Here is a 23090-nt window from a genome sequence, read left to right on the forward strand (position 1 = left end):
GGTATCGTGCGAAAGCGGCGGGAAACATCAGGACCGTGGCGCGGCGGCGAGCGGCCACGGGCCGTCGAGCACGCGTTCGGTGCGGAAATGGCGGATCAGCCAGGCGGAGCCGCTGGCGGCCGGCGCGAAATCGACGGTCAGCCGCGCGGCGATCAGTTCGGCCGAGCCGTCCGCGTAGCGCGACGCCTGCAGCATGACCCAGCGGCCGCGTGCGCTTGCATGGCCGGCGCCGATCTCGATCGACTCCGACGTCAGGAAGTGCAGATTCGCCGCGAAATGCGGATCGGGCGGCAGATAGCGGCCGAGCATCGCGACGATCGCGGCGGTGCCTTCGACGCGGCCGAACTTCTTTGCATACTGCGGGCCGATGCCTTCCCACACGGCGTCGGCCGTGAACAGTTCGGCCAGCGACGGGCCCGCGCCCGCATCGTCGGGTACGTCGCACAGCGCCATGTACCGGGTGATCGTCGCGCGCACCGCGCGCTCGGCGTCGAGCGCCGCGACGCGCCGCGCGAGCGCGTCGATCGCGGCGAGTGTCAGGTCGCTCATCGCGCGCCTCACGCCGCGGGCTTCGCGGCCGGCGGCACGGTCAGCGCGCGGCCGACGCGCGCCTCGATCTTGCCGTAGCGCCACAGGTTGTATTCGCCGACGGGCGTCGTGCGGTACAGGTTGCACACGGCGACCGCCGTGTCGAAATCGGCGACGTCGGCCATGATGTAGAACGTCCATGGCGCGCCGTCGGCCTGGCCGACCACGAGGCGGTCGTCGTCCATCACGCCGAGCACGCGCACGCCGGGCATCGCCTCGACGGCCGCGAGCATCGCGCCGTACGCCTGCCACACTTCGCCGATCCGCTCGCGCGGCAGGTCGAAGAAATTCTGCGACACGCCGCAGCAGAACAGCACGCGCAGCGGCAGCGGATTCGAATCGGACATATCGGGTTCTCCAGAGGAATCGGTTGGGTGCATGATCCGGCCGGCGAGCGCGCTCCGGATCCGGTTTCATGCGTATGCATCGCGGTTTCGGCCGATGCCGGTCACAGATAGCCGGGAAACGGCGTGACGCCGGTGAACACCGCGCCCGCGCCGTCGAAGTTGCCTTCGCCGAGAAACGCGTGCTGCGTGACGACCATCGCATCGCGCAGCAGCCGCTGCAACGGATGCGTGCGATAGATCGCCGCCGTGCCGCCGAGGCGGTATGCGCGTTCGACGACGCTCGCGCCTTCGCGCGCGATCTGCGTGGCCGCGAGCCGCAGCAGGCTGACCTGGTCGGGCGTCACCGGATTGCCGGCGAGGATCGATTGCCACACGGTATCGGTCGCGTCGTAGAAGAACGCGCGTGCCGAGCGCAGTTGCGCCTCGGCCTTCGCGAGCTCGATGCGGTAGTACGCGCGATCGGCGAGACGCGGCGCGCCGGTCGTCGTCTGGCGGCCGCCCGACATCCGGTTCACGACGTCGAGCGCCGCGCGCGCGAGGCCGAGGTTGACGACGGCCAGCACCTGCGCCGCATACGCGACGGTCGGGTAGCGGTACAGCGGCTCGTCGACCGTCGCCTCGCCGCCGCGCACGAAGGTCCACGCGTCGGGCACGAAGCGGTCGTTCACGCGCAGGTCGTGGCTGCCGGTGCCCTGCATGCCGACCACGCTCCAGTTCTCGACGATCTCGACGTCGGCGGCGCGGAACACGGCCGTGCGCGGCTTGTTGGGCGCCGCGTCCCGCGCGCCCGGCACGGCGATGCCGACGCCGAGCCAGTCGGCGCCCTTGCAGCCGCTCGCGAATTTCCACGTGCCGTTCACGCGCCAGCCGCCCGGAGCGTCCTGCGCGGGCTGCACCGGAAACAGGCCGCCCGCGAACACCTGATCGGGGCCGCTCGCGTACAGCTCGGCCTGCGTGTCGAGCGGCAGCGCGGCGAGGTAGACGTTCGCGGAGCCGAAGCTCGCGACCCACGCGGCCGAGCCGTCGGCGGTCGCGATCCGTTCGATCATGTCGAGGAACGCGGTCGGCGCGAGCGCGTCGCCGCCGAAGCGGCGCGGCGTGCCCGCGCGATAGATGCCGGCCTGCTTGAACAGCGCGATCACGTCGCGCGGCACGTGCGACAGCCGGTCGAATTCGTCGCGGCGCGCGGCGACGGTTTCGATCACCGCGTCGAGCGGCGACAACTGCCCGGCCGCGGGACGGGCCGCGGGCGGCGAAGGCGGCGCGGATTCGATGGCGAGGGCGGCTTGCGGCATGAAAGTCTCCTGGGGATGGGGCGATGTCGGGCATTCGCATGTGCGTTTCATATGCAAACAGACCTAGTCTAGAAACGCCGAAAACACGCAGCAATTGGTGCGTTGGGCCGCCTGACTGGTGACGCTCCGTGCCGGCCTAAAGAAATCTTCAGATGCGATCGGCGCGCGCCGGTGCTATGTTGGGCTTCCGGCCGCGCGACGCCGCGCGCCTTGCTCCGAATCCGATCATGAGTTTTCCCGACGAAGACGATTTCCACCGGCTGCTCGACGCGCTGACCACGTGCGTGCTGCTGCACGACGCGCAGACCAAGGCGATCGTGTGGGCGAATCGCGCCGCGTGCATCGCGCTCGGTTTTTCCGTCGAGGAATTGCTGCCGCTGAAGGCGCCGGACATGACGCGCCCCGAGCCGAAGTATCGGCGCGAGATCGCGGTGAGCGCGTGGGATCGCGCGCTCGTCGACGGACCGCAGGTGTACGAGTGGTGTTATCGATCGCGTACGGGCGTCGACATGCTGTCCGAGGCCACCGCGACCTACGTGCCGCTGCGCGGGCGCGACGTCGTGATGGTGCAGTTTCGCGACATCAGCGCGGAAGAGGCGGTGCGCCAGCAATTGCGCCGCTACGAGGCGCGGCTGCGCGAGTTCATGCAGGATCTCGACGAAGGGATCGCGGTCGTGACGCCGCACGGCGGCGTGCAGTTCATCAGCGAGTCGGGCCGCCGCGTGCTCGGGCTCGCGCCCGGCGAACCGCTCGGCGAGGTGCTCGACTACTGCGCCGAAGCCGATCGCGACCGGCTCGTCGCGCAGTTGCGCGATGCACCGTCGGCGCATCCGTCCGCGCCGCAGCGCTACCGGATCGTGCGGCGCGACGGCTCGGCATGCTGGCTGCGCATCCTGTGCCGGCAGGTCGAGATCGAAGGCGATCTCGACGGGCTGCTCGTGCAGTTCCGCGACGTGAGCGACGAAGTCGCGATCGAGGACGCGCGGCGCGCCGAGGCGCGGATGCTCGAATACGCGGGCCGTTACAACGCGATGGGCGAGATGGCGACCGTGATCGCGCACGAATTGAGCCAGCCGCTCGCGGCCGTGCGCAATTTCATCGAAGGCGCGGTGCGGCGGCTGAACGGCAACGGCGCCGTCGACGACGCGATCTGGGGGCTGCGCAGCGCGGACCGGCAGGCCGAGCACGCGGCGCTGATCATCAAGAGCGTGCGCGAGTTCATCGTGAAGCGCGAGCCGGTCGTCGCGCGGGCCGACCTGCGCGACATCCTCGCGGACGTCGCGTACTTCATCGAGCTGCGCGCGAAGGAAGCCGGCGTGACGGTCGCGATCGTGCAGGCCGACACACCGCTGCCGATCCGTTGCGAGCGCGTGCTGATCGGGCAGGTGATCCTGAATCTCGCGTTCAATGCGATCGAGGCATTCGCCAGTTGCGAGCGCGTGCCGCGCACGCTGACGCTCGGCACCGCGAACGTGGCCGGCCAGGCGGAGTTGCGTGCGATCGACAATGGCCCGGGCATCGAGGCCGGCGCGCACGAGCGGTTGTTCGACGGCTTCTCGTCGTCGAAGGCCGGCGGCAACGGAATCGGGTTGTCGCTGTGCAAGAGCATCGTCGCGCGCCACGGCGGGCGGATCGCCGCGAGCGCGGCCGCAGGCGGCGGGCTCGACTGCCGCGTCACGTTGCCGCTCGCCGATGGTTGAGCGCAACCGCGGCGGCGCGTCGCGGCGGGGCGGTGGCGCACGGCGCATCGTCAGCGCCCCAGCGCCCGCGCGGTCCGGCCGCCGATGCCGAAGTCGGTGTTCGGAATGTCCTTGATGATCACGCGCGTCGCCTGCAGCGGCGCGTCGAGCACGTTCGCGCCCGCGTCGGACAGCGCGGCGATCAGCGCGCGCTTCTGCTCGTCGGTGCGGCTGGCGATCAGGATCGCGACGATCACCGGCAGCGACGGCGGCGCGCCGTCCGCGGCGCTGCGGCCGCCGAGGCCGATATGCGTCGCGGGCAGTTCGGTGAGCAGCACGCGCACCGATTCGATCGGTGCGCCGATCGCGTCGACGGTCGCACCGGTCAGTCTCGCGATCAGCTCGGCCTTGCGCGCATCGTCATGGCCGGCCGGCAGGAAAACTTCGAGTGTGGGCATGATGGCTCGGAAAGGTGAAGGTGACCGGTTCACCTTTGCGCGTGCAGCGGTGAACCGGCCACGGCTTACAGCAGGAAGCCGATCGCGCTGAGCGCTTCGGTCGAGTCGATCAGGCGCACGACCTTCTCCGCGATCCGCATCTCGCCGTCGGCATCGACGTGCAGTTTGTGCGTGACGTCGGCCGCGAACAGCGTCGCGGCACCGCGCTTGTACGCGACGACGACCTGCGCCGATTTCAGCTCGACGGTGTCGGCGCTGCCGCTCTCCAGCGTGAAGCGCGACACGGTGCGCACCGTGCGCGCCGCGTCGGCGGCCGACGCCGAGTAACCGGACACCATCCGCTGCACGCGCTTCTCGCGCATGTCGTGGTCGTCGAACACGTAGTTCAGCGTCGCCGCGAAGTCGGTCGCGTCGGGATCGATCGGCACCACGTAGTGGCCGGCCGGATCCCACAGGTCGAGCCATGCGCGGTAGTCGCGACGGTCGAGCATCTCGGCTTCGCGCCACACGAATTCGACCGCGCGGGCGAAGGTCTGCTCGGAAAAGAGGGCGTTGCGGTCGTCCATCACTGTTGCTCCATCATCTTGCGCCACTGCTGGTAGGCCTCGCGCATGCCGGTTTCGTCGGTCGCATGCGCGGTCTTTTCGCCGTTCGCGGCGGTAATTTCACGGTTCAGCCCGCGATTCACGAGGATCGGCACGTCGGGGCCCGCATGCGCGCCGCGCTGCACGCGCTCCCAGGCTTCCGCGTCGTCGGGGCTGCCGAAGCCGAACGGGCCCTGGAAGTGTTCGTGAATGCGCAGGCGCTCGCGGTTCGCTTCGTCGGGGCCGCCGTCCATCGCGAGCGCGACGTGGCGGATCTCGGTTTCGTTCGCGGAGATCGGCCGCAGCACGCGAAAGAACGCCATCGACAGCGCGAGGTTCGGGAACAGGTTCAGGTTGAAGCCGACGCCCATCAGCGAGCGCACGATGCGGCGCACTTCGTCCGGCGCGTGGCGCTCGGCGAGCTTCGCCGCGAGCGGCGCGAAGCGTTCGGGCAGCGGGGCGCCGTCGTCCGCGTCGAGATCGATCAGCTCGGGCATCAGCACCGCGAGGCTGTGGCCGTTGCCGAGCGCGCGGCAGAACGCGTCCTCGCTCGTCATGAAGCGCGTGATCGCGGCGGCCGTTTCGTCGTCGATCGACTTCATCCACGACTTGTGCACGACCGGGAAGTGGTAGAGGTCGGTGGTGTTCTCGAGCTGGATCTTCCAGTTGCCCTTGAACCTGAACTTGTGCTCGCCATTCGCCTTGATCGGGTAGCCGGCGCCCTGTTTCATGAACAGGTCGATCCACGGCTTCGCGCCGCCGAGGAAATCCTCGAGCGGCTCGATCGCGTCGTTGAAGCTCGCGAAGATCAACCCCTGGTACACGCCGACGCGCAGCTTCACGAGCGGCAGGTCGCCCTTGTCGCACACGCCTTCGTAGCCGTCGCCGTACGGCAGCGCGCGCAGCGTACCGTCGAGCGCGTACGACCAGCTGTGATACGGGCACGTGAAGCCCTTCGCGTTGCCCTTGTGCGCTTCGCACACGGTCGCGCCGCGATGGCGGCAGCGGTTCTGCAGCACGTTGATCTCGCCGGTCTTGTCGCGCACGACGATCACCGGCTGGCGGCCGATCGTCGTCGTGATGAAGTCGCCCGGGTTCGGCAGTTCGCTTTCGTGCGCGACCCAGATCCAGGTGCGGTAGAAGATGCGGTCGAGCTCGGCTTCGAACAGCGCGGGGTCGTGGTACATCGCGGGCGCGATGCGGTCGGGCTGCGCGAGACCGTGCAACGCGCGGGTGTCGATCGTCTGGTAGGCAATGTCGCTCATCGTCGTCGTGGGGAAAGAGTCGCGAAAATCGGGCCGCGCCGGGCGCAGCGTCCGGAGATCAGTCTCGTCTTCTGCTACATATCGGTCAAATTGATCTAAAATCGACGATCAAATAAATGCGGCAAATGATGGAGGTCACGATGACATCGGTCGATCATCTCGATCTGAACCTGTTGCGCGTATTCCAGGCGATCGTCGAGGAACGCAGCCTGACGAAGGCCGGCGAGCGGCTTGCGCTGTCGCAGCCGGCCGTCAGCTATTCGCTCGGCCGGCTGCGCACGCTGTTCGACGATCCGCTGTTCGTGCGCACGCGCGCCGGCATGCAGCCGACGCCGGTCGCGCTGGAACTCGCCGGCATCGTCGGCAAGGCGCTCGACATGGTGCGCGTCGCGCTGCGCTACGCGGAGCGCTTCGATCCGGCCACCAGCACGCGCACGTTCCGGCTGTCGCTGTCGGATGCGGGCGAGATGGCGTACCTGCCGGCGATCTGCCGGGCGCTGCGCGAGCGCGCGCCGCGCGTGACGCTCAGCGTGCAGCCGCTGCCGGTGGAGGAGATCGAGGAAGCGCTGCGCGCGAGCCGGCTCGACTTCGCGATCGGCAACTTGCCGGAGTTGATGCCGCGCACGCGCCACCAGGTGCTGTTCGAGGAAACCTACGTGTGCATGACGGGCCGGCGGCGCGGCTTGCCGGCCGGCGCCGCGCTGAGTCTCGAGCAGTTCGTGCGCGCCGCGCACGTGAACGTGAAATCGGTCGAGCACAGCCACCACGCGCTCGACGATGCGTTGCGCGCGCAAGGCGTGGGCCGCAACATCGCGCTCGAGGTGCCGCACTTCGTTGCGCTGCCGAGCGTGCTGTCGGTCACCGATCTGTATGCGACGCTGCCGAAGCGGCTCGCGCGGATTCTCAACCGCGACAACGCGTTCCGGCTGTACGACCTGCCGGTCACGCTGCCGCCCGCGCCGGTGACGATGCACTGGCACGAGCATTTCCACGAGGACGAGGGCAACGCATGGATGCGCGCGCTGCTCGCGGAGATCGTCGAGCGTTTCGACGAATGACGATCGGGCGGTGCGAGATGGGCGGCGGCCGCGTGTCGCCGGCGCCGGCCCGTCCCGACCTTCAGCGCATCGGTGCGTCAGTCGATCTCTAGATCGCGATGCGCCAGCGCGCCCCGCGCATCAGAGATCGAGCACGAGCACGGGCGAGCGCGCACGCGACACGCAGCAGCAGATCACCGTGTTGCTCGCGCGCTCGGCCTTGCTCAGGCAGTGATCGCGATGATCGGGTTCGCCGTCGAGCACCGGCACCATGCAGGTGCCGCACACGCCTTCGCCGCATGAGGTATCGACCTCGATGCCGATCTTCGCGAGTGCGTCGACGATCGACGTATCGGGTGCGACGCGCACCGATTGGCCGCTGCGTTGCAGGCGCACTTCGAAGCCGTCCGCCGCGGCGTCATCCGCGGCGGTGACGCCCGCCGACGGTTCCGCCGCGAAGCGTTCGAGATGAATCGCGTCTTCCGGAACGCGCGTGACCGCGGCGGCGACGACCGCATCCATGAACGGCCCGGGCCCGCACGTATAGACATGCGCGCTCGAGTCGATCGACTCCATGCAGCGGCCGAGTTCGGCCGCGAGCGCATCGGGCTCGACGCCGTAGTGGAACGTCACGTGCGATGCGAACGGCTCGGCCGACAATTCGTCGACGAAGGCCGCGTGATCGCGGCTGCGCGCGAAGTAATGCAACCGGTAGCGTGCGCCGCGCCGGTTCAGCGCATACGCCATCGACAGCAGCGGCGTGATGCCGATGCCGGCCGCGACCAACACGTGCTCGCTCGCGGCATCGGTCAAGCGAAACAGGTTGCGCGGCGCGCCGATCGACAATTCGGCGCCGACGCTTACGTCGTCGTGCAGCGAACGCGAGCCGCCGCGCGAGTGCGTTTCCTTCTTCACCGCGAACAGGTAGCTGCGGCGCTCGTCGGGGTTGCCGCACAGCGAGTATTGCCGCGTGATGCCGGACGGCGCGGTGACGTCGATATGAGCGCCGGGTTCGTACGCGTCGAACGGCTGGCCGTCGACGCGCGAGATCCGGAAACAGCGGATGTCCTGCGCCGCGTCGATCAGCGCGTCGATCCGGACCTGGTGGCGGTTCGCTTGCATGGGAAATTCCGTGGGTAGAGAAAAGCGGCGCGGCCGAGCCCGCGCCGGCATGCAATCGAGAATAGGGATGGGCCTCGCATAAATCAAATCGATTAAAAATCGATGTTGGAATAAGCGGGATGGATGATGGTGAGTGTGCCGATTGTCGCCGGTCGGCGTGGCGGCGATCGCGCGGCCGGTGCGCGGACCACGCGATCGGTGAACCGCGCGGCTTCAGCGAACGGCGATGGCGTTGCCGCCGTCGACGGCCGCGTCGGCCGAAGCCGATGCCGCTGCATGACCGCGTTCGCGTTCGAGGCTGCGGCGATAGTGGCGGCACCCTGCGGCGAGCAGCAGCGCGGCCAGCGTGGCCGCCGCGACGTTGACGATCGCCATCGAATGGCCGACCGCGGCCGGCGCGCCGAACACGCGATCGGTGAATAGCGCGACGACGGTCGTGCCGATCCCGAGCGCGATCAGGTTCGACACGAGCAGGAACAGCGCGGAGATCTGCGCGCGCATCTGGTTCGGCGCGAGCGTCTGCATCGCGGCGGTCGACGTCGGCATCGGGAACGATGCGAAGAACATCGCGACGACCAGCATCGCGAGCGACGCGGGCAGGCTGTCGAGCTGCGTGAACAGCGTCGCGGGAATCACCATGCACGCGGCGCCGATCGCGCCGGCACGCATCGGCGCATCGCTTCGGCCGCGCCGCAGCAGCCAGTCGTTGAGCCAGCCGCCGCAGAACACGCCGGCCGTGTTCGCGGCCAGCAGCACGATGCCGAGCGTGTAGCCGGCTTCGACGGCCGTCATCCCGAAGTGGCGGATATAGAACGCGGGCGTCCAGCTCAGCAGGCAGTACAGCGTCATCGCATAGAACGAGAAGCCGAGGTAGTGACATGCGAAGGTCGCGCGATGCGCGCCGACGAAGCGCAGCGAATCGCGCATCGACACGCGCCGCACGGCGCCCGAGCGATCCTGCGCGAGCCCCTTGCGCTGCGGATCGCGCACGGTCGCGGCGAACAGCAGCGCAACGAGGATCCCCGGCAGCCCGACGATCAGGAACGTGACCTGCCAGGCATGCACCTGCCCGACGATCGGCAGCGTGAACGCGCTCGCATGCTTGAGCAGCGCGATCACGTAGCCGCCGATCAGGAACGCGATGCCGCCGCCGATGAACGAGCCGAGCGAATACACGGCGATCGCGCGGCCGAGCTTCTCCTTCGGGAAGTAGTCGGCGAGCATCGAATACGCGCCGGGCGACAGCGCGGCCTCGCCGACACCGACGCCCATCCGCGCGACGAACATCTGCACGAAATGCTGGCTGAGCCCGCATGCGGCGGTCGCGACGCTCCACAGCGCGATGCCGAGCGAGATGATGCGCGGGCGCGCATAGCGGTCGGCGAGATACGCGACGGGCAGCCCCATCACCGCATAGAACAGCGAAAACGCGAAGCCGTTGAGCAGGCTGAACTGCGTATCGGACAGGTGCAGGTCGCGCTTGATCGGTTCGATCATCAGCACGAGGACCTGGCGGTCGACGAACGAAAAGATGTACGCGAGCATGCAGATGACGACGACATACCATTCGTACGTATAGCGCTTGCCGTCGGCAGCGCGGGCCGTGGATGCGGACATGCGGGTTCTCCAGGAGCGGGCGGTGGAAACGCGCGGCATCGGCCTCGCGGGCCGGGCGCCGTCGCGGCGCGAACGCGTGCGGGTGACACGATCGGTGACGCAGCGTAGTCGGCCAAATTCGGCCGCCATAGCCGGAGTGACAGCCGCGCCACACGGACATTTACCGACGCGGATAAAGAAAACACCGAGGCCTTGCGCGCGAGCCGCCCCGCAGCGTACGTGCGACGGGGCGCGCGCGCATCATGCGGCGCGTCTATAAGCGTTATAGAGCGCATTGCGTCGACGTCCGAAATTGTCGTTCCTAGACTCGGCCGGGTTTTGATCGGCGGCGTTCGCGTCTCAAGGCGAACGCGCTTCACACCGCGCGGCGCGATGCCGACAGGCGCCGCAACTTCTACGGGACGACGCAGATGAACCAACCGAACGGGCGGGCCGACCGGCTTGCCGTACTGCTTGCCGCGCTGCTCGCGTGCATGACGCTGCCGGCCGCCGCGCAATCGAGCATGACGCTCTACGGCCGCATCGACACCGCGATCGAATACGCGAACGCCGGGCCGAACCACGTGACACGCATGGGCAGCGGCAACCTGTGGGCGTCGCAGTGGGGGCTGAAAGGTGTCGAGGATCTCGGCGGCGGCTACGCGACGATCTTCAAGCTCGAGGACGGCTTCAACGCGGCGAACGGTGCGTTGTCGAACAGCAGCGCGCTGTTCGGCCGCGAAGCGTGGGTCGGCATCACGGGGCCGTTCGGCGGCGTGCAGTTCGGCGAGCTCTACACGATCCTGCATACGACGCTCGTCACGTACAGCCTGCCCGGCCTCGGCGCGGGGCTCGCCTGGGGCAACGCGACCAACAACTTCGTCGGGCCCGCGTTCCTGCGCGTGCGCAACTCGATGCGCTACACGTCGCCGCGCTACGCGGGCTTCATGCTGCGCGCGATGGCCGCGCGCGGCGCCAATGGCGCGGCCGGGCAGCCGGCGACGCTCGGCGATACGTACGGCGCGGGCATCAACTACGTGCGCGGCGGGCTGTCGGTCGACGTCGACTACATGCAGCAGAAGTTCAGCCCGGTAGCCGCATCGACGCTCGGCAACACGAGCCCGGCCGCGAACGGCAACTACACGCTCGGCGCGATTTCGTACGACTTCAACGTCGTGAAGGTGGCCGCGCTGTATATGCGCCATCGCGGCGGCCCCGATGTGGCGACTGCGGTCGACAGCCAGAGCGCGTATCCGCACAGCGACATCATGGAGCTCAGCGCGACGGTGCCGATCGGACGCGCGTCGCTGCTGCTGAGCGTCGGCCATTACCGGAAGGTCGCCGACAGCGACGGCAACGCCGATTCGTACGGCATCCGCTTCGACTATCCGCTGTCGAAGCGCACGGTGCTGTACACGGGCGCCGCGATGGTGCGCAACGGCGCGCATGCGCGCTTCGTCGTCAACGGCGCGGCGGGCGGCGGCGTCGCGGTCGCGAAGCCGGGTGCGACCGCGAGCGCGCTCGTCGCGGGCATCCTCACGTCGTTCTGAGCGTTTTGGCGGACCCGCGCCCTGGTGCGGGCCCGCTCGCGCCGCTACGCGCAGGCGGGCGGGTGCGGCGCGAGCCATGCGTCGAACGGCGCCTGCTCGCCGATATTGAACAGTTCGAGCAGCAGCGCGCGCAGCCAGCGATGGCCGGGGTCCGCGTCGAAGCGGCGATGCCAGTACGCGTTGACGGCCCACTCGCCGGCGCCGGCGACTTCGTACAGCACGCACGGCTGGCGCGCCGCGAACGTGATCGCGATCGTCTCCGGCAGGATCAGCGCATAGTCGCCGCCTTGCAGTAATGCCGGCACCACCATGAAATCGGGCAGCGCCGCGCGCACGCGCGGCATCAGTTCGTGCCGTTCGAGCAATTGCATCGATTGCGGATGCGACGTGATCGCGACGAAGCGAAGCGCGTCGGGCGCCGCGCCGTCGAGCACGAAATCGTCGGGCAGGCCGACGCGCCGGGCGGTGCGGCGCGGCATCAGCAGCACGCAGCGCTCGTGCAGCAGCGCGGTGCGCTGGAAATGGCTCGACGCATCGGCGAAATGCCCGAGCGCGAAGTCGATGCGCCCCGATTCGAGTGCGACGTTGAGCTGGCATTCGTCGACGTGCAGCGTCTCGATCACGGCGCCCGGCGCGCGCCGGTCGAACGCGGCGAGCAGCGTCGGCAGGAACGCGCTCGCCGCGAAATCGCTCATGTGCAGGCGGAACACGCGCTGCGTGCTGTCGGGCGCGAAGCGCGAGCCTTCGTCGAGCACGTCCTGCAGGATCGCGAGCGCCTTGTCGACCGAGATCGCGAGCCGTTGCGCGCGCGGGGTCGGCTCGACGCCGGTGCCGGTGCGCACGAACAGCGCGTCGCGGAACATCAGCCGCAGCCGGCCGAGCGCGTGGCTGACGGACGGCTGCGTGACGCCGAGCCGCAGCGCCGCGCGGCCGACGTTCCGCTCTTCATACACCGCGCGAAACGTCTTCAACAGGTTGAGATCGAGATCCTGCACGCGCAGGCCGTCGGGCGAGTCGCCGTCGTGCGGCGCGGCTTCGGGGCGGGCGGGGGCCGTCGCGCGGCCGGGAGTGGAGAGCGTCAACGTGTCTGCCTCGCGGTGACGGAAGGCGCGTGGCCGTAACGCCGCGCATACGCCTTCGCGAAATGGCCGAAGCCATGGATGCCGTGCGCGATCAGCACGTCGGTCACGCTGCGCGCGTCGCCGCGTTGCAGCGCCGCGTGCACGGCGGCGAGCCGGCGCTCGCGTACGTACGCGGCCGGCGTGGTGTGCAGGAACGCGCGGAACGCATGCTGCAGCGTGCGCGGCGCGACGCCCGCGACGGCCGCCAGCACGGCGAGCGCGAGCGGTTCGCCGAGGTGCGCATCGACGTGATCGCACGCGCGCCGCACGTGCGCGGGCAGCGGTGGCGTGCCGCGCAGCAGCGCGTCGCTGTACGCGTGCGGCAGGTGCGTGAGCAGCAGCGACATCAGCCACGCGGTGAGGTCCGCGCCGACCACCGGCGACGCCGTGCCGATGCGCGGCTGCGCGCCGAGCCGGCACAGGTATTCGAAGGTCGACAGCACGAGCGCGGCGCCCGCGCCCGCGCCGCTCGTCGCGAGGTCGAATTGCAGCGGCCGCGTGAGCGGCGCGCGCAGCATGTCCTGCAGCTTGCGTTCGAGCGCACCGCGTTCGAGCCGCAGCACGAGATTGCGGCAATCGCGGCTCGTGCGCAGGCGGCTCGCGAGCGCGGGCGACGACACGGTCAGCGCGCCGGGGCCGGCGCGCGCGACGACGCTGCCGGCCTGCAGTTCGCACGCGCCCGCGAGCGTCAGCCGGAACAGGAAGTGATCGGCATCGTCGCCGAAATCGATGCGCGTTTCACGGCCGTAGCAGAGTTCGAGCAGCGCGCCGTGATGCAGCGGCACCTCGTACAGCTCCGCATGAAACGGATCGCGGCCGGACGCGGCCATCCGGTGCGGCCCGAGACGATGCGCGACCGCGCGTTCGACTTCATCGGGCGCCTGCAGCGTGCCGAGCCGGTTCGGCGCATGACGGGAAAGGGCGATGTCCATTCCTAGACCTCGAAGCGGAGGCGGGCGTGCAGCGTCGCGCACGGCGCCGCGATTGCGTTGCGCGAACGGGCGCGTCGTTGCGCGTTTTGAAGCGACGCGGCGCAGGCGGCCGCGTAGTCTCGGACAGACTCGATCACCGGGAGAAAACGATGAAGGTATGTGTTCTGGGCGGCGGCCACGGCTGCCATGCGGCGGCCATCGACCTGCTCGAAAAAGGCCACGACGTGACGTGGTGGCGGCGCGACCGCGCGCCGCATGCGCGGCTGCACGAGCTCGGCGTGCTGAACGTCACCGACTATCGCGGCAAGCGCACGGTGCCGCTCGGCGACGCGCCCGGCGCGATTCGCCTGACCGACGATCTCGCCGCCGCGTTGAGCGGCGCGCGGCTCGTCGTGGTGCCGCTGCCGGCCACGTCGCACGACGCGCTCGCCGCGCAGGTCGCGCCGCTGCTGGAGGACGGCCAGGTCGTGTTTTTGCCGCCCGGCACGTTCGGCAGCGTCGTGTTCGCCCGCGCGGCGGCCGACGCCGGCAATCGTGCGCGCGTCGCGTTCGCCGAAACGGGCACGCTGCCGTACCTCGTGCGCAAGCATGGCGACAACGACGTCGTGATCAGCGCGTACGCGACGCGCCTGCCGACCGGCGTGTGGCCGGCGAACGCGGCCGGCTGGGCGTTCGACGTGCTGCGTGCGGGCTATCCGTCGGTCGAGGCGGTCGAGGATGCGTTGTCCGGCGCGCTGATGAACGCGGGCCCGGTGATCCATCCGCCGCTGATCCTGATGAACGCCGGGCCGCTTGAACACTTCGACGCGTGGGACATCCACAACGAAGGCACGCAGCCGTCGATCCGCCGCGTGACGAACGCGCTCGACGCCGAACGTATCGCGGTGCGCGAAGCGCTCGGCTACCGCGCGCCGCATTTTCCGCTCGCCGATCACTACGCGACCGAAGGCGACGAGTGGATGTACGGGCGCGGCGCGCACGGCAAGCTGACCGATAGCGGCGACTGGCGCGAGAAGATCGATCTGCGCACGCATCGCTACATGCTCGAGGACACCCGGCTCGGGCTGTCGTTCATCGTGTCGTGCGGGCGTTGGGCCGGCGTGCCGACGCCCGTCGCGCAGGGACTGCTGGGCATCGCGAGCGCGGTGGCGGTGCGGGACCTGTACGCGGAAGGCCGCACGCTGGAACGGCTCGGGCTCGCGACGCTGTCACGCGACGCGCTGCGCGTGCTGCTCGGCGCGGGGTACACGGCATGAAGGCGGCCGCGGAAGTGACGCGCATCCACGTGCTCGGCGCGGGGCGCATGGGGCAGGGCATCGCGCTCGTGTTCGCGTTCGCGGGCCTCGACGTGACGCTGATCGACTTCAAGCCGCGCGATGCGGCCGGCCGTCGCGCATTCGACGATCGCACGCGTGACGAGATCGCCCGGCCGCTGCATGCGCAGGTCGCGCTGGGCCGCATCGATGCCGCACAGGCGGATGCCGTCGTCGCGCGCATCGCGATCGTCGCGCGGGACGGCGCGGCCGACGCGGTGCGCGATGCCGATATCGTGTTCGAAGCGCTGCCCGAAGTGCTCGATGCCAAGGCGGACGCGCTGCGCTGGCTCGGCGAACACGTCGATGCGCACGCAACGATCGCGTCCACCACGTCGACGTTCATCGTCACCGAATTGCAGCGCTACGTCGCGCACCCGGCGCGGATGCTGAACGCACACTGGCTCAATCCCGCGCTGCTGATGCCGCTCGTCGAGGTTAGCCGCAGCGATGTAACGGATCGGTCCGTCGTCGACGCGCTCGCGGCGCTGCTCGAACGCGTGGGCAAGAAGCCGGTGATCTGCGGGCCGGCGCCCGGCTATATCGTGCCGCGCATCCAGGCGCTCGCGATGAACGAGGCCGCACGGATGGTCGAGGAAGGCGTCGCAAGCGCGGAGGATATCGACACGGCCATCCGCACCGGCTTCGGCCCGCGCTTCGCGGTGCTCGGGCTGCTCGAATTCATCGACTGGGGCGGTTGCGACATCCTGTATTACGCGTCGACGTACCTGGCCGGCGAGATCGGGCCGCGCTTCGCGCCGGCCGCGAGCGTCGTGCGCAACATGGAAGCCGGCCGCGACGGCGTGCGCACGGGCGCCGGCTTCCACGACTACGCGAATGTGGATGTGCCCGCGTACATGCGCCGGCGGCTCGGCGAATTCGCGCGGCTGCTCGACCATCTTGGGCTCGCGCCGACGTTCGACAGCGCGCGGCGCGGCCGGGACGGGTAGCCTCGACGTTGCGGCTGCGTGCGCTTGCGGCGCCGCGCCAGCGCGCACGTGGCGCCGTGAACCGGTGCGCCAATCGTTTACCGGCAACGCGGGTGCGGCGGCCGGCGCGGGCCGCGCGCTCATGCCGCGTCGCCGCGCGTGCCGGCCGCCGGTACGGCACGCGTCTCGCGCATCACGCACAGCGTCGCGACGGTCACGAGGCCGAGCGCGACGAGGAACAGCGATACGGGCCACGACGCGTGATAGCGCGCGAGCAGCGCGGTCGCGATCAGCGGCGACATCCCGCCCGCGAAGATCGACGCGACTTCATGGCCGAGCGCGACGCCCGAGTAACGCACTTCGGTGCTGAACAGCTCGCCGACGAGCGCGGGTAGCGTGCCGATCATCGCACCGTGACTCACCGCCGTGCCGACCGTCAGCGCGAGCCACACGAGCGGCGTCACGCGCGTATCGAGCAGCCAGAAGAACGGAAACGCGCACGCGATCAGGCTCAGCGCGCCGATCAGGTACACGGGCTTGCGGCCGATCCGGTCGGACAGGCGACCCCACGCGAGCATTGCGCCCATCTCGACGATCATCGCGATCATCACGCCGGTCAGCATCGTGCCGTTCGGAATCCCGACGTAGTTGCCGTAGACGAGCGAGAACGCGAGGAAGATGTACGCGCCGCCGTTCTCGGCCACGCGCAGCCCCATCGCGAGCAGGATTTCCTTCGGATGGCGGCGGATGCACTCGACGATCGGCAAATGCGTGCGCGCACCGCGCTTGCCGGCCTGCTCGAAGTCGCGGCTTTCCGGCAGATGGCGGCGGATATAGATGCCGATCGCGAAGATCGCGATGCTCGCGAGGAACGGCAGCCGCCAGCCCCACGTGCGGAACATGTCGTCCGGCAGCGCCTGCGCGGCGAGAAACGCGGCCGACGACAGCACGAAGCCGCCGCCCACGCCGAGCTGGCTCCACGCCGCGTAATAGCCGCGCTGCTCGGGCGGCGCGTTCTCGCTGATCATCAGCACGCCGCCGCCCCATTCGCCGCCGGACGCGATGCCCTGCAGCAGCCGCAGCACGACGAGCGCGGCCGGCGCCCACAGGCCGACCTGCGCGTAGGTCGGCAGCAGGCCGATCGCGAAGGTCGATGCGCCCATGATCAGCAGCGTCCACACGAGCGACGCCTTGCGTCCGTAGCGATCGCCGACGTGGCCGAACACGATTCCGCCGAGCGGCCGCGCGACGAAACCGAGCGCGAATGCCGCGAATGCGGCGAGGCTGCCGGCCAGTGGCGACGCGCCGGGCGGAAAGAACACGTGGCCGAACACCAGCGCTGCGGCCGTGCCGTAGACGAAAAAGTCATACCATTCCATCGCGTTGCCGGCGACGGAGGCGATGACGATCCGGCGTAGCTGCCGGTCGGCGAGCGGCCGGGCGGCGCTCGGGGATTGCACGGTGTCGGTCGGGTACATGGCGGACTCTGAAGGGGAGGCGGGCGCGTGCCGTCTTTTGCAGCACTGCGGGCTAGTGTTGTCGGCCCCGGCAGCCCCGTCAAATCCGCAGAAAAAGGGGAGTGTCATCACTCCGGTTGATGATGGGTACAACCCTCGCGGGTGGAAAAGGTCACGCTGCGTGCCTGCATTTGCGTGGAAACTGGCATGGATGTTTCGGGCGGGCCAGAAAAGTTCAGACAGACTCCATGCAGGCGTCCGGTTGCTTGCGACCGGTACAAATCGGATCACGCAGAAAAGGGGCTTTATTAACGAAAGTCGAAGCCGGAAAATTCGTATTCATCCCATAGGCGGCGTTGCATTTCCGCGTTATCAATCTCGATCCACGTGATATGCGAGATCGCTGATGAAGAACGAACAAGGCCATGAAATGGTTCGCCTCGGAGACGCCACCGACCACGACGGCACCGTCATCGAAGCCGCCGACGACCTGAAACATCTCGGAATCGGCGTGGCGCTTGACGGCCATGGTGTTCGTTGTCCGAAATGCGATGGCGTGTTTCCGCTGCTGGCGAGCGGGCCGCGCATGCACCATGGCCGCCTGGTGGGATATCGCGGCGACGCAACCGACTGCGGCGCAATCGTCATTGGCCCGCGAGCAACAGGGGCGGCATGAATGGCGATTTTTGCTCATGCTCGCACGCTTTCGATCTCCGGCGCATCGTTGCCGACCTACGGAATGGATGCGCTGCCGGTCTTCGTTCCCGTGCGCTTGCAAGGCACCGAAACCCTTGGCCGTCTCGATGCATGCCGCTACCTCGTCACGCTGCGAACCGACGACGCCTATGCGTTCTCTCCCAGTCGCACGGCCGATGTCGAGCTGGACGAGATCGTCGGCACCGAAGTGACGGTGTCGATCCGGCTCCAGGACACAGGGTCGCTCGCGCCGGAGCCGCCCGGCACGGCTGGACACGACAACAGGGGCGCCGGAACGCGCGAGATCAGCGGACTGGTCGAAGCGGCACGGCTGGCCGGGCAGGATCGCGATTCAATCCTGTACGAACTGGAGCTGCGCCCGTGGCTCTATCGCGCGGCGCTGACGCAGGATTGCCGTCTGTTCCAGGATATGACCGTCGTCGAAATCACCGACGCGGTACTCGAGAAATCCCCATACCCCGTCGACAAGCGCCTGGGCGCATTCCGCGGCGCGTATCCGACACGCGACGTCCAGCGTCAGGCGTTCGAATCGGATTGGGCGTTCCTGCAACGCCTCTGGGAAGAATGGGGAATCTGGTGGTGGTTCGAACACGACGGCGGCCGTCATCGCCTGGTCCTGTGCGACTCGATGGGCGGGCATCGGCCGCATCGTGCCGCTTATGCGACGTTGCGCTATCTGCCGCCCGGCGCGCGGCGCATCGACGCGGAACACATCCATACGCTGTCCGTGACCCGTCGTCTGACGCCGGGCGGCATGAGCGTGACGGACTACGACTACACGCGCCCGCGGGCCGATCTCGCCGCGACGGCGGAAGCCCCTCGCCCGAACGCAAGCGCCGATGGCGAGATCTACGGATGGGGCGATTACAGTCAGCCGCTTGCCGGCGCGCCTGGGCTGACGGGCCAACCGAACGATACGGCGCGCGAGGCGCATCACTTCGCAAACGTTCAACTCGAGGCGCAGCGCTCCAAGGGGCTGCGTGCGAACGGGCAAGGAAACCTGCGCGGCCTCGCGGCCGGGCATACCTTTGAGTTGACCGGCTATCCGCAGCAGGCGGCCAATCGAGAGTACCTCGTCGTATCGTGCACGCTCGATATCGAAGAGCTCGCGCAGCGCACCAGCGACGCGCCGACCTGTCGCGTCGACGCGCGATTCGAGCTGTTGCCGGCCAACGAGCCGTTCCGCCTGGAACGCAGCGTTCGCAAGCCGGTCATGAGCGGGCCGGAGACAGCCATCGTCGTCGGCCCCGCCGGACAGGAAGTCTGGACCGACCGATACGGCCGCGTGAAGGTGCAGTTCGCCTGGGACCGGCACGGCACGCACGACGAGCATGCCGGTATCTGGCTGCGCGTGCTGTCGCCGTGGCAAGGCGTGGACATGGGGGCGACGTTCATCCCGCGCATCGGCCACGAGGTCGCGGTGTCGCACTACCAGGGCGACCCGGATTTGCCGGTGATCATCGGCAGCGCGGTCAACGCGTTCCGACAGCCTGCGCTGGAGCTGCCGCACAACCATTCGCTCGCCGTGATCCGCGGTCGGGAGTTTCACGGCACCGCGTCCGGTCATCTCGCGATCGACGATACGCGGGAACAAATCCAGACGCAGCTGTCGAGCGATGCCGGTGCATCGACGCTGAGCCTGGGTAACCTCCGCCGTATCACACGCAAGAAAGGTCGCGGCGACGCGCGTGGCAAGGGTTTCGAGCTTCGCACCGACGACTGGGGTGTTGTTCGGGCGTTGAAGGGACTGTTCGTATCAACGGACGGCCAGCCAGGCGGCCCCGGCCACGCGAAGGCCGCGAAAGCGGCCGTCGGCCGGCTGACGCAGGCGCGTGACCTGCAGAAAAGCCTCGCGGATCTGGCGCAACGGCACGACGCACCACCACCTGGCGCCGATCAGCGCGACGTCCACCGGGCGATCAACGCGCGCAACGATGCGATTCGGGGCACACCGTCCGGGGGCACGAACGACTTCCCGGAACTGGCCGAACCCGACATCGTGCTGGCCGGATCGGCCGGCATCAGCATGGCGGCCGAGCGCGGCGCGCATATCGCCAGCGGCGAGGACGTGGCGGTGACGAGCGGCCGGCATGTCGGGATCGCCGTGGGGCGGTCGTTGTTCGCGAGCGTGTCGAACGCGTTCTCGCTGTTCGTGCACAAGGCGGGCATGGCGCTCGTCGCTGCCGCGGGGAAGGTGCGGATCGATGCGCAGACGGATGGCGTCGACGTCACCGCGAGGAAAGCCATCCGGCTCACGAGCACGGCCGACAGTATCCACCTGCACGCGGCAGAGGAAATCGTGCTGCACGCCGGCAGGACGGAAGTACGCATCAGCGACCGCGGATATGTGGTGCGCACGGCGGGCGAGCACACGATCCATGCGGGCAGTCATCAGACCGACCATGCACGGGTGCGACCGATGCGCATGCCGGTCACGCCCGAACACCCCGGGCGGTACGCCGCGCAGTTCGTGCTGCTGGAGCACGGCAGCGGGTTTGCCTTGCCGAAGCAGCCGTATCGGATCACGCTGGACAACGGACGCGTGATCGAGGGCGTGAGCAACGAGCGGGGCGAAACGGACGTGGTGACGAGTCACGACATCGCGTTCGGCACGGTGGAATTGCTGGCGGCGAGCGCGCCGGACAAGGTGATTGCGGTGAATCGGGCCGCGATCGTGCGCGAGAACACGGCGCCCTACACCGCCCGGGCGCCGAACGCCGACAAGCGCGCGGCGACGATCATGGGTAGGGAGGCCAGTACCCCGGAACAGGGCGCTACGTCGGGCAGCCAGCGGCCCGCGTTCGCGGCATGCGATCCGCTGAACTTCGGGTTGCGTTTCCATCACTTCATCGACGGGGCCAAACAGGGCGATACGCCGCGCAATATGCCGGTGCGCCGGGATGTCGAGTATCCGGTGACGAAAGCTTATACGGTGGCGATCAAGAAGGTGCTCAAGGGGATTCCGTGGGGCAAGTACTATACGGTGAGCGGCGAGTTAACAAGGAATCTGAATGAAAACATTGCGCTCGCAGTTGAAAAAATACTATGCGTCGCACTTTCGACCGGGCCGTTTGGAGTGCCAAGTGGTTCTTCAAGCGACCCAATGAAATCAAATGGCGCAACTCCCAAGATCGTCATTGTTAATGCGATTGAAGGTCGATCCAGGTACAACATGCGCTCAGACGTAAGCGCGTCGTTTTCCACGCCAAAGTGGACGATCGTCATTCAAGAAACCGAGATACTGAAGATCATCGCATCGTCAAACAACGCAGCTGCCTTGGATAGCAACCTGAAAGCATTCGCCGACTTGCTTTATCACGAAGCACGACATTGTCAGCAGGCATTCTGGATGATGGCTTTGCTTAATCGGCACTGTGAAGATTATTCTTCATTTAATAAAATAAATGTCATTTATAAACAATATATCCCCGAAGATATTTTCGCGGTTACGAAGAAAACTCAAATTCCGAGCGATGCACGAGTTTCCACAGGACTTCATCGCATGCTTATTTTTCACTATTACTGGATGATTTCGCATCTGCAGAATCAGACTGGCGGATCCTATGTGAAACCCGACGTGCCAATTGCACAGGCCGAGGTGTGCAAGCTGTTGAGAGTGCCGCCAGAGACGGCGGCGAAGATGGTCAGTTTCGAAGAGGGATACCGGAGTCAGTTACATGAAGAAGATGCATATGCGTGTGCGGAAGTGGTGCAAGCCTATTGGGACCGTCCTGATCGTGCTTTCGTGCGTAACCCCGGTACATGCACAGGAGAATACGATGCTTCATTTCACGCCGTTGGGGGAGGGATTTGAAGTGCAAACGACAGACGAGGAGCAACGCACCGTGCTGCGCATCATCCTTGAAACGGCCATGGCGATCCTGCGCGATGATGCACCCTACGATCCGAAACATATTGTCTTTGGAACAAACTACACGACATGGACGCACCATCCTGCAAAAGGATATCTTTATAAGTACGCAAATCGTGCACTCCATCGAACGACGATCGAATTTTCCACAGGCGACGACCCGGAGGACTACAGCGATAATCGCGACAAGGTAAAAATTGTTCCAGCCGGAGTAAGGATTATCTTCGACGCAAGGGTTGCTGGTTTGTCGGCTGCAGAAATAAAATCGCTTCTCCAGCTGGAGGATTATTGGATTGACGGAGAGGGAAATCGTCAATACGGGAACGAGATGATGGTGCGCGACCCGAAAATGCCGAATTTGCAGTCCTTCCGCTACCGATCAAAGGACCTTCCGGGAAGCAAGTTTCCCGTGAACGTGAATCTATTTTACGTGAATTCCCCGGACGGATTATCCCCGCCGGTCCTTGATGAAGTGAGGATACGTCGCGCATACAAAATCCTGACGCCGGACGAACGCAAGCAACGCCGTCTCGAAGAACAGCAAGCGAAGCGGCAGAAATATGGGGAAATGAACCTGTGCACCGGCATGCTGTGCCCGGAAACGGGGATATGGCAGGGATACAGCAAAACATCGGAGTCGCATCGGTTGCTGATCCGCAAGGGTCAAAAATTCCCTGACGTTCGCAAGTTGACCCCTTGGGAGCAAGCACAACGAGCGCAATACGCGGACCTCTTCGAACCCGGCCGATGGATGTGGTTGGAGGAATACGGCGACCCGCCGTGGACACAGGAAGGATGACGTCGCATCCTCGTTAGCGAATGCCCACAGCTGGCCGATTTCACACATGCAGAATCGGCCACGCCGCGCTTATGTAAAGCCCGACGTGCCAATTGCACAGGCCGAGGTGTGCAAGCTGTTGAGAGTGTCGCCGGAAACGGCGGCGAAGATGGTGAGTTTCGGAGAGGGATACCGGAGCCAGTCACATGAAGAAGATGCTTATGCGTGTGCCGAAGTGGTGCAAGCCTATTGGGATGAGCGCGTTATGTCCCGAGCCCGGCTTGTGGCAAGGATTCATCCCCGTCTCGGGTTCACAGTAATGGTTGGCCTACGAGAGACGAAAATTTCCCGCAGTCCGCACATTGCCCCCCAGGCGGAACGCGAGCAAGGGCGGCGCATCGAGCACGTACCGGGTCGCCGGGTGTGATTTAGAGCGCCACACGACCACCCG

19 protein-coding genes are annotated in these 23090 nt (G+C 67.4%); 8 read left to right on the forward strand and 11 right to left on the reverse strand.

All coding sequences use genetic code 11. The features are described from left to right. Positions 1–27: 27 nt before the first annotated feature. From KPB06_RS24225 to KPB06_RS24235, 3 genes are all read right to left on the reverse strand, one after another. A complete protein-coding gene (locus KPB06_RS24225) occupies positions 28–549 on the reverse strand; it encodes a nuclear transport factor 2 family protein (protein ID WP_060967915.1) in 522 nt (173 codons plus the stop codon). A gap of 8 nt (positions 550–557) precedes the next feature. Next, entirely contained in the window at positions 558–935 is a 378-nt protein-coding gene (locus KPB06_RS24230; RefSeq protein ID WP_060967914.1) for a hypothetical protein, read from the reverse strand. Between the two features lie 101 nt (positions 936–1036). Continuing rightward, a complete protein-coding gene (locus tag KPB06_RS24235) occupies positions 1037–2230 on the reverse strand; it encodes an acyl-CoA dehydrogenase family protein (RefSeq protein WP_275905979.1) in 1194 nt (397 codons plus the stop codon). A 152-nt stretch (positions 2231–2382) separates the two neighbouring features. Here KPB06_RS24235 and KPB06_RS24240 point away from each other — a divergent pair, with 152 nt between their 5' ends. Beyond that, the gene (locus KPB06_RS24240) at positions 2383–3930 is read left to right on the forward strand and encodes a sensor histidine kinase (protein ID WP_275905978.1); all 1548 of its coding nucleotides are present in this window, start codon (positions 2383–2385) and stop codon (positions 3928–3930) included. A 50-nt stretch (positions 3931–3980) separates the two neighbouring features. Here KPB06_RS24240 and KPB06_RS24245 read toward each other — a convergent pair whose 3' ends face one another. The 3 genes from KPB06_RS24245 to KPB06_RS24255 all read right to left on the reverse strand — a co-directional run bounded on the left by KPB06_RS24245 (position 3981) and on the right by KPB06_RS24255 (position 6216). Next, the gene (locus KPB06_RS24245) at positions 3981–4367 is read right to left on the reverse strand and encodes a tautomerase family protein (RefSeq protein WP_275905977.1); all 387 of its coding nucleotides are present in this window, start codon (positions 4365–4367) and stop codon (positions 3981–3983) included. 65 nt (positions 4368–4432) lie between these two features. Beyond that, the gene (locus KPB06_RS24250; protein WP_059640303.1) at positions 4433–4936 is read right to left on the reverse strand and encodes an aromatic-ring-hydroxylating dioxygenase subunit beta; all 504 of its coding nucleotides are present in this window, start codon (positions 4934–4936) and stop codon (positions 4433–4435) included. Further along, positions 4933–6216, reverse strand: a complete 1284-nt coding sequence (locus tag KPB06_RS24255) for an aromatic ring-hydroxylating oxygenase subunit alpha (RefSeq protein WP_060967911.1) — start codon at positions 6214–6216, stop codon at positions 4933–4935. Before KPB06_RS24255 ends, KPB06_RS24250 begins: the two co-directional genes overlap by 4 nt. 140 nt (positions 6217–6356) lie before the next feature. On the opposite strand from KPB06_RS24255, the gene KPB06_RS24260 reads away from it, so the two are divergent. After that, positions 6357–7274: a LysR family transcriptional regulator gene (locus KPB06_RS24260; RefSeq protein ID WP_275905976.1), complete on the forward strand. Its 918-nt coding sequence runs from the start codon at positions 6357–6359 to the stop codon at positions 7272–7274. A gap of 120 nt (positions 7275–7394) precedes the next feature. Here KPB06_RS24260 and KPB06_RS24265 read toward each other — a convergent pair whose 3' ends face one another. Both KPB06_RS24265 and KPB06_RS24270 read right to left on the reverse strand, forming a co-directional pair. Beyond that, a complete protein-coding gene (locus KPB06_RS24265; RefSeq protein WP_099317121.1) occupies positions 7395–8375 on the reverse strand; it encodes a PDR/VanB family oxidoreductase in 981 nt (326 codons plus the stop codon). A 213-nt stretch (positions 8376–8588) separates the two neighbouring features. Then, positions 8589–9992: a spinster family MFS transporter gene (locus KPB06_RS24270; RefSeq protein WP_059580128.1), complete on the reverse strand. Its 1404-nt coding sequence runs from the start codon at positions 9990–9992 to the stop codon at positions 8589–8591. 410 nt (positions 9993–10402) lie between these two features. On the opposite strand from KPB06_RS24270, the gene KPB06_RS24275 reads away from it, so the two are divergent. Then, complete coding sequence (locus KPB06_RS24275; RefSeq protein WP_089465407.1) at positions 10403–11521, forward strand: porin; 1119 nt, start codon at positions 10403–10405, stop codon at positions 11519–11521. Between the two features lie 44 nt (positions 11522–11565). Here the strand turns inward: KPB06_RS24275 and KPB06_RS24280 are convergent, their stop codons facing one another. Continuing rightward, positions 11566–12603: a LysR family transcriptional regulator gene (locus KPB06_RS24280; RefSeq protein WP_059580133.1), complete on the reverse strand. Its 1038-nt coding sequence runs from the start codon at positions 12601–12603 to the stop codon at positions 11566–11568. Next, on the reverse strand, positions 12600–13574 hold the full coding sequence (locus tag KPB06_RS24285; protein ID WP_059580135.1) for an AraC family transcriptional regulator: 975 nt from the start codon (positions 13572–13574) through the stop codon (positions 12600–12602). The genes KPB06_RS24280 and KPB06_RS24285 overlap by 4 nt, the downstream gene beginning before the upstream one ends. 149 nt (positions 13575–13723) lie before the next feature. Here KPB06_RS24285 and KPB06_RS24290 point away from each other — a divergent pair, with 149 nt between their 5' ends. Beyond that, positions 13724–14830 (forward strand): NAD/NADP-dependent octopine/nopaline dehydrogenase family protein, encoded by a 1107-nt coding sequence (locus tag KPB06_RS24290; RefSeq protein ID WP_059580138.1) that lies wholly within the window; start codon positions 13724–13726, stop codon positions 14828–14830. Then, entirely contained in the window at positions 14827–15837 is a 1011-nt protein-coding gene (locus KPB06_RS24295) for a 3-hydroxybutyryl-CoA dehydrogenase (RefSeq protein ID WP_275905975.1), read from the forward strand. The genes KPB06_RS24290 and KPB06_RS24295 overlap by 4 nt, the downstream gene beginning before the upstream one ends. A 119-nt stretch (positions 15838–15956) precedes the next feature. On the opposite strand, the gene KPB06_RS24300 is transcribed toward KPB06_RS24295, so the two are convergent. Beyond that, positions 15957–17294 (reverse strand): MFS transporter, encoded by a 1338-nt coding sequence (locus KPB06_RS24300; protein WP_124657326.1) that lies wholly within the window; start codon positions 17292–17294, stop codon positions 15957–15959. A 385-nt stretch (positions 17295–17679) separates the two neighbouring features. Here KPB06_RS24300 and KPB06_RS24305 point away from each other — a divergent pair, with 385 nt between their 5' ends. The 3 genes from KPB06_RS24305 to KPB06_RS24315 are packed head-to-tail and all read left to right on the forward strand — an operon-like array spanning position 17680 to position 22660. Then, positions 17680–17949: a PAAR domain-containing protein gene (locus tag KPB06_RS24305; RefSeq protein ID WP_124863835.1), complete on the forward strand. Its 270-nt coding sequence runs from the start codon at positions 17680–17682 to the stop codon at positions 17947–17949. Further along, positions 17950–21804, forward strand: a complete 3855-nt coding sequence (locus KPB06_RS24310; RefSeq protein WP_275905974.1) for a type VI secretion system Vgr family protein — start codon at positions 17950–17952, stop codon at positions 21802–21804. It begins immediately after the preceding gene. Beyond that, positions 21770–22660: a hypothetical protein gene (locus KPB06_RS24315; protein WP_226094128.1), complete on the forward strand. Its 891-nt coding sequence runs from the start codon at positions 21770–21772 to the stop codon at positions 22658–22660. Before KPB06_RS24310 ends, KPB06_RS24315 begins: the two co-directional genes overlap by 35 nt. Positions 22661–23090: the final 430 nt, after the last annotated feature.

The organism is Burkholderia semiarida, from assembly GCF_029268935.1.
Lineage (GTDB): Bacteria > Pseudomonadota > Gammaproteobacteria > Burkholderiales > Burkholderiaceae > Burkholderia > Burkholderia semiarida.

Excerpts from the sequence above, each read along its gene's own strand:
- KPB06_RS24260 (WP_275905976.1), top strand. The coding sequence starts at position 6,357 with ATGACATCGGTCGATCATCTCGATCTGAACCTGTTGCGCGTATTCCAG.
- KPB06_RS24235 (WP_275905979.1), bottom strand. The coding sequence starts at position 2,230 with ATGCCGCAAGCCGCCCTCGCCATCGAATCCGCGCCGCCTTCGCCGCCC.
- KPB06_RS24300 (WP_124657326.1), bottom strand. The coding sequence starts at position 17,294 with ATGTACCCGACCGACACCGTGCAATCCCCGAGCGCCGCCCGGCCGCTC.
- KPB06_RS24240 (WP_275905978.1), top strand. The coding sequence starts at position 2,383 with ATGCGATCGGCGCGCGCCGGTGCTATGTTGGGCTTCCGGCCGCGCGAC.
- KPB06_RS24225 (WP_060967915.1), bottom strand. The coding sequence starts at position 549 with ATGAGCGACCTGACACTCGCCGCGATCGACGCGCTCGCGCGGCGCGTC.
- KPB06_RS24305 (WP_124863835.1), top strand. The coding sequence starts at position 17,680 with ATGAAGAACGAACAAGGCCATGAAATGGTTCGCCTCGGAGACGCCACC.
- KPB06_RS24275 (WP_089465407.1), top strand. The coding sequence starts at position 10,403 with ATGAACCAACCGAACGGGCGGGCCGACCGGCTTGCCGTACTGCTTGCC.
- KPB06_RS24265 (WP_099317121.1), bottom strand. The coding sequence starts at position 8,375 with ATGCAAGCGAACCGCCACCAGGTCCGGATCGACGCGCTGATCGACGCG.
- KPB06_RS24270 (WP_059580128.1), bottom strand. The coding sequence starts at position 9,992 with ATGTCCGCATCCACGGCCCGCGCTGCCGACGGCAAGCGCTATACGTAC.
- KPB06_RS24245 (WP_275905977.1), bottom strand. The coding sequence starts at position 4,367 with ATGCCCACACTCGAAGTTTTCCTGCCGGCCGGCCATGACGATGCGCGC.
- KPB06_RS24230 (WP_060967914.1), bottom strand. The coding sequence starts at position 935 with ATGTCCGATTCGAATCCGCTGCCGCTGCGCGTGCTGTTCTGCTGCGGC.
- KPB06_RS24315 (WP_226094128.1), top strand. The coding sequence starts at position 21,770 with ATGCTTCATTTCACGCCGTTGGGGGAGGGATTTGAAGTGCAAACGACA.
- KPB06_RS24285 (WP_059580135.1), bottom strand. The coding sequence starts at position 13,574 with ATGGACATCGCCCTTTCCCGTCATGCGCCGAACCGGCTCGGCACGCTG.
- KPB06_RS24310 (WP_275905974.1), top strand. The coding sequence starts at position 17,950 with ATGGCGATTTTTGCTCATGCTCGCACGCTTTCGATCTCCGGCGCATCG.
- KPB06_RS24255 (WP_060967911.1), bottom strand. The coding sequence starts at position 6,216 with ATGAGCGACATTGCCTACCAGACGATCGACACCCGCGCGTTGCACGGT.
- KPB06_RS24290 (WP_059580138.1), top strand. The coding sequence starts at position 13,724 with ATGAAGGTATGTGTTCTGGGCGGCGGCCACGGCTGCCATGCGGCGGCC.
- KPB06_RS24295 (WP_275905975.1), top strand. The coding sequence starts at position 14,827 with ATGAAGGCGGCCGCGGAAGTGACGCGCATCCACGTGCTCGGCGCGGGG.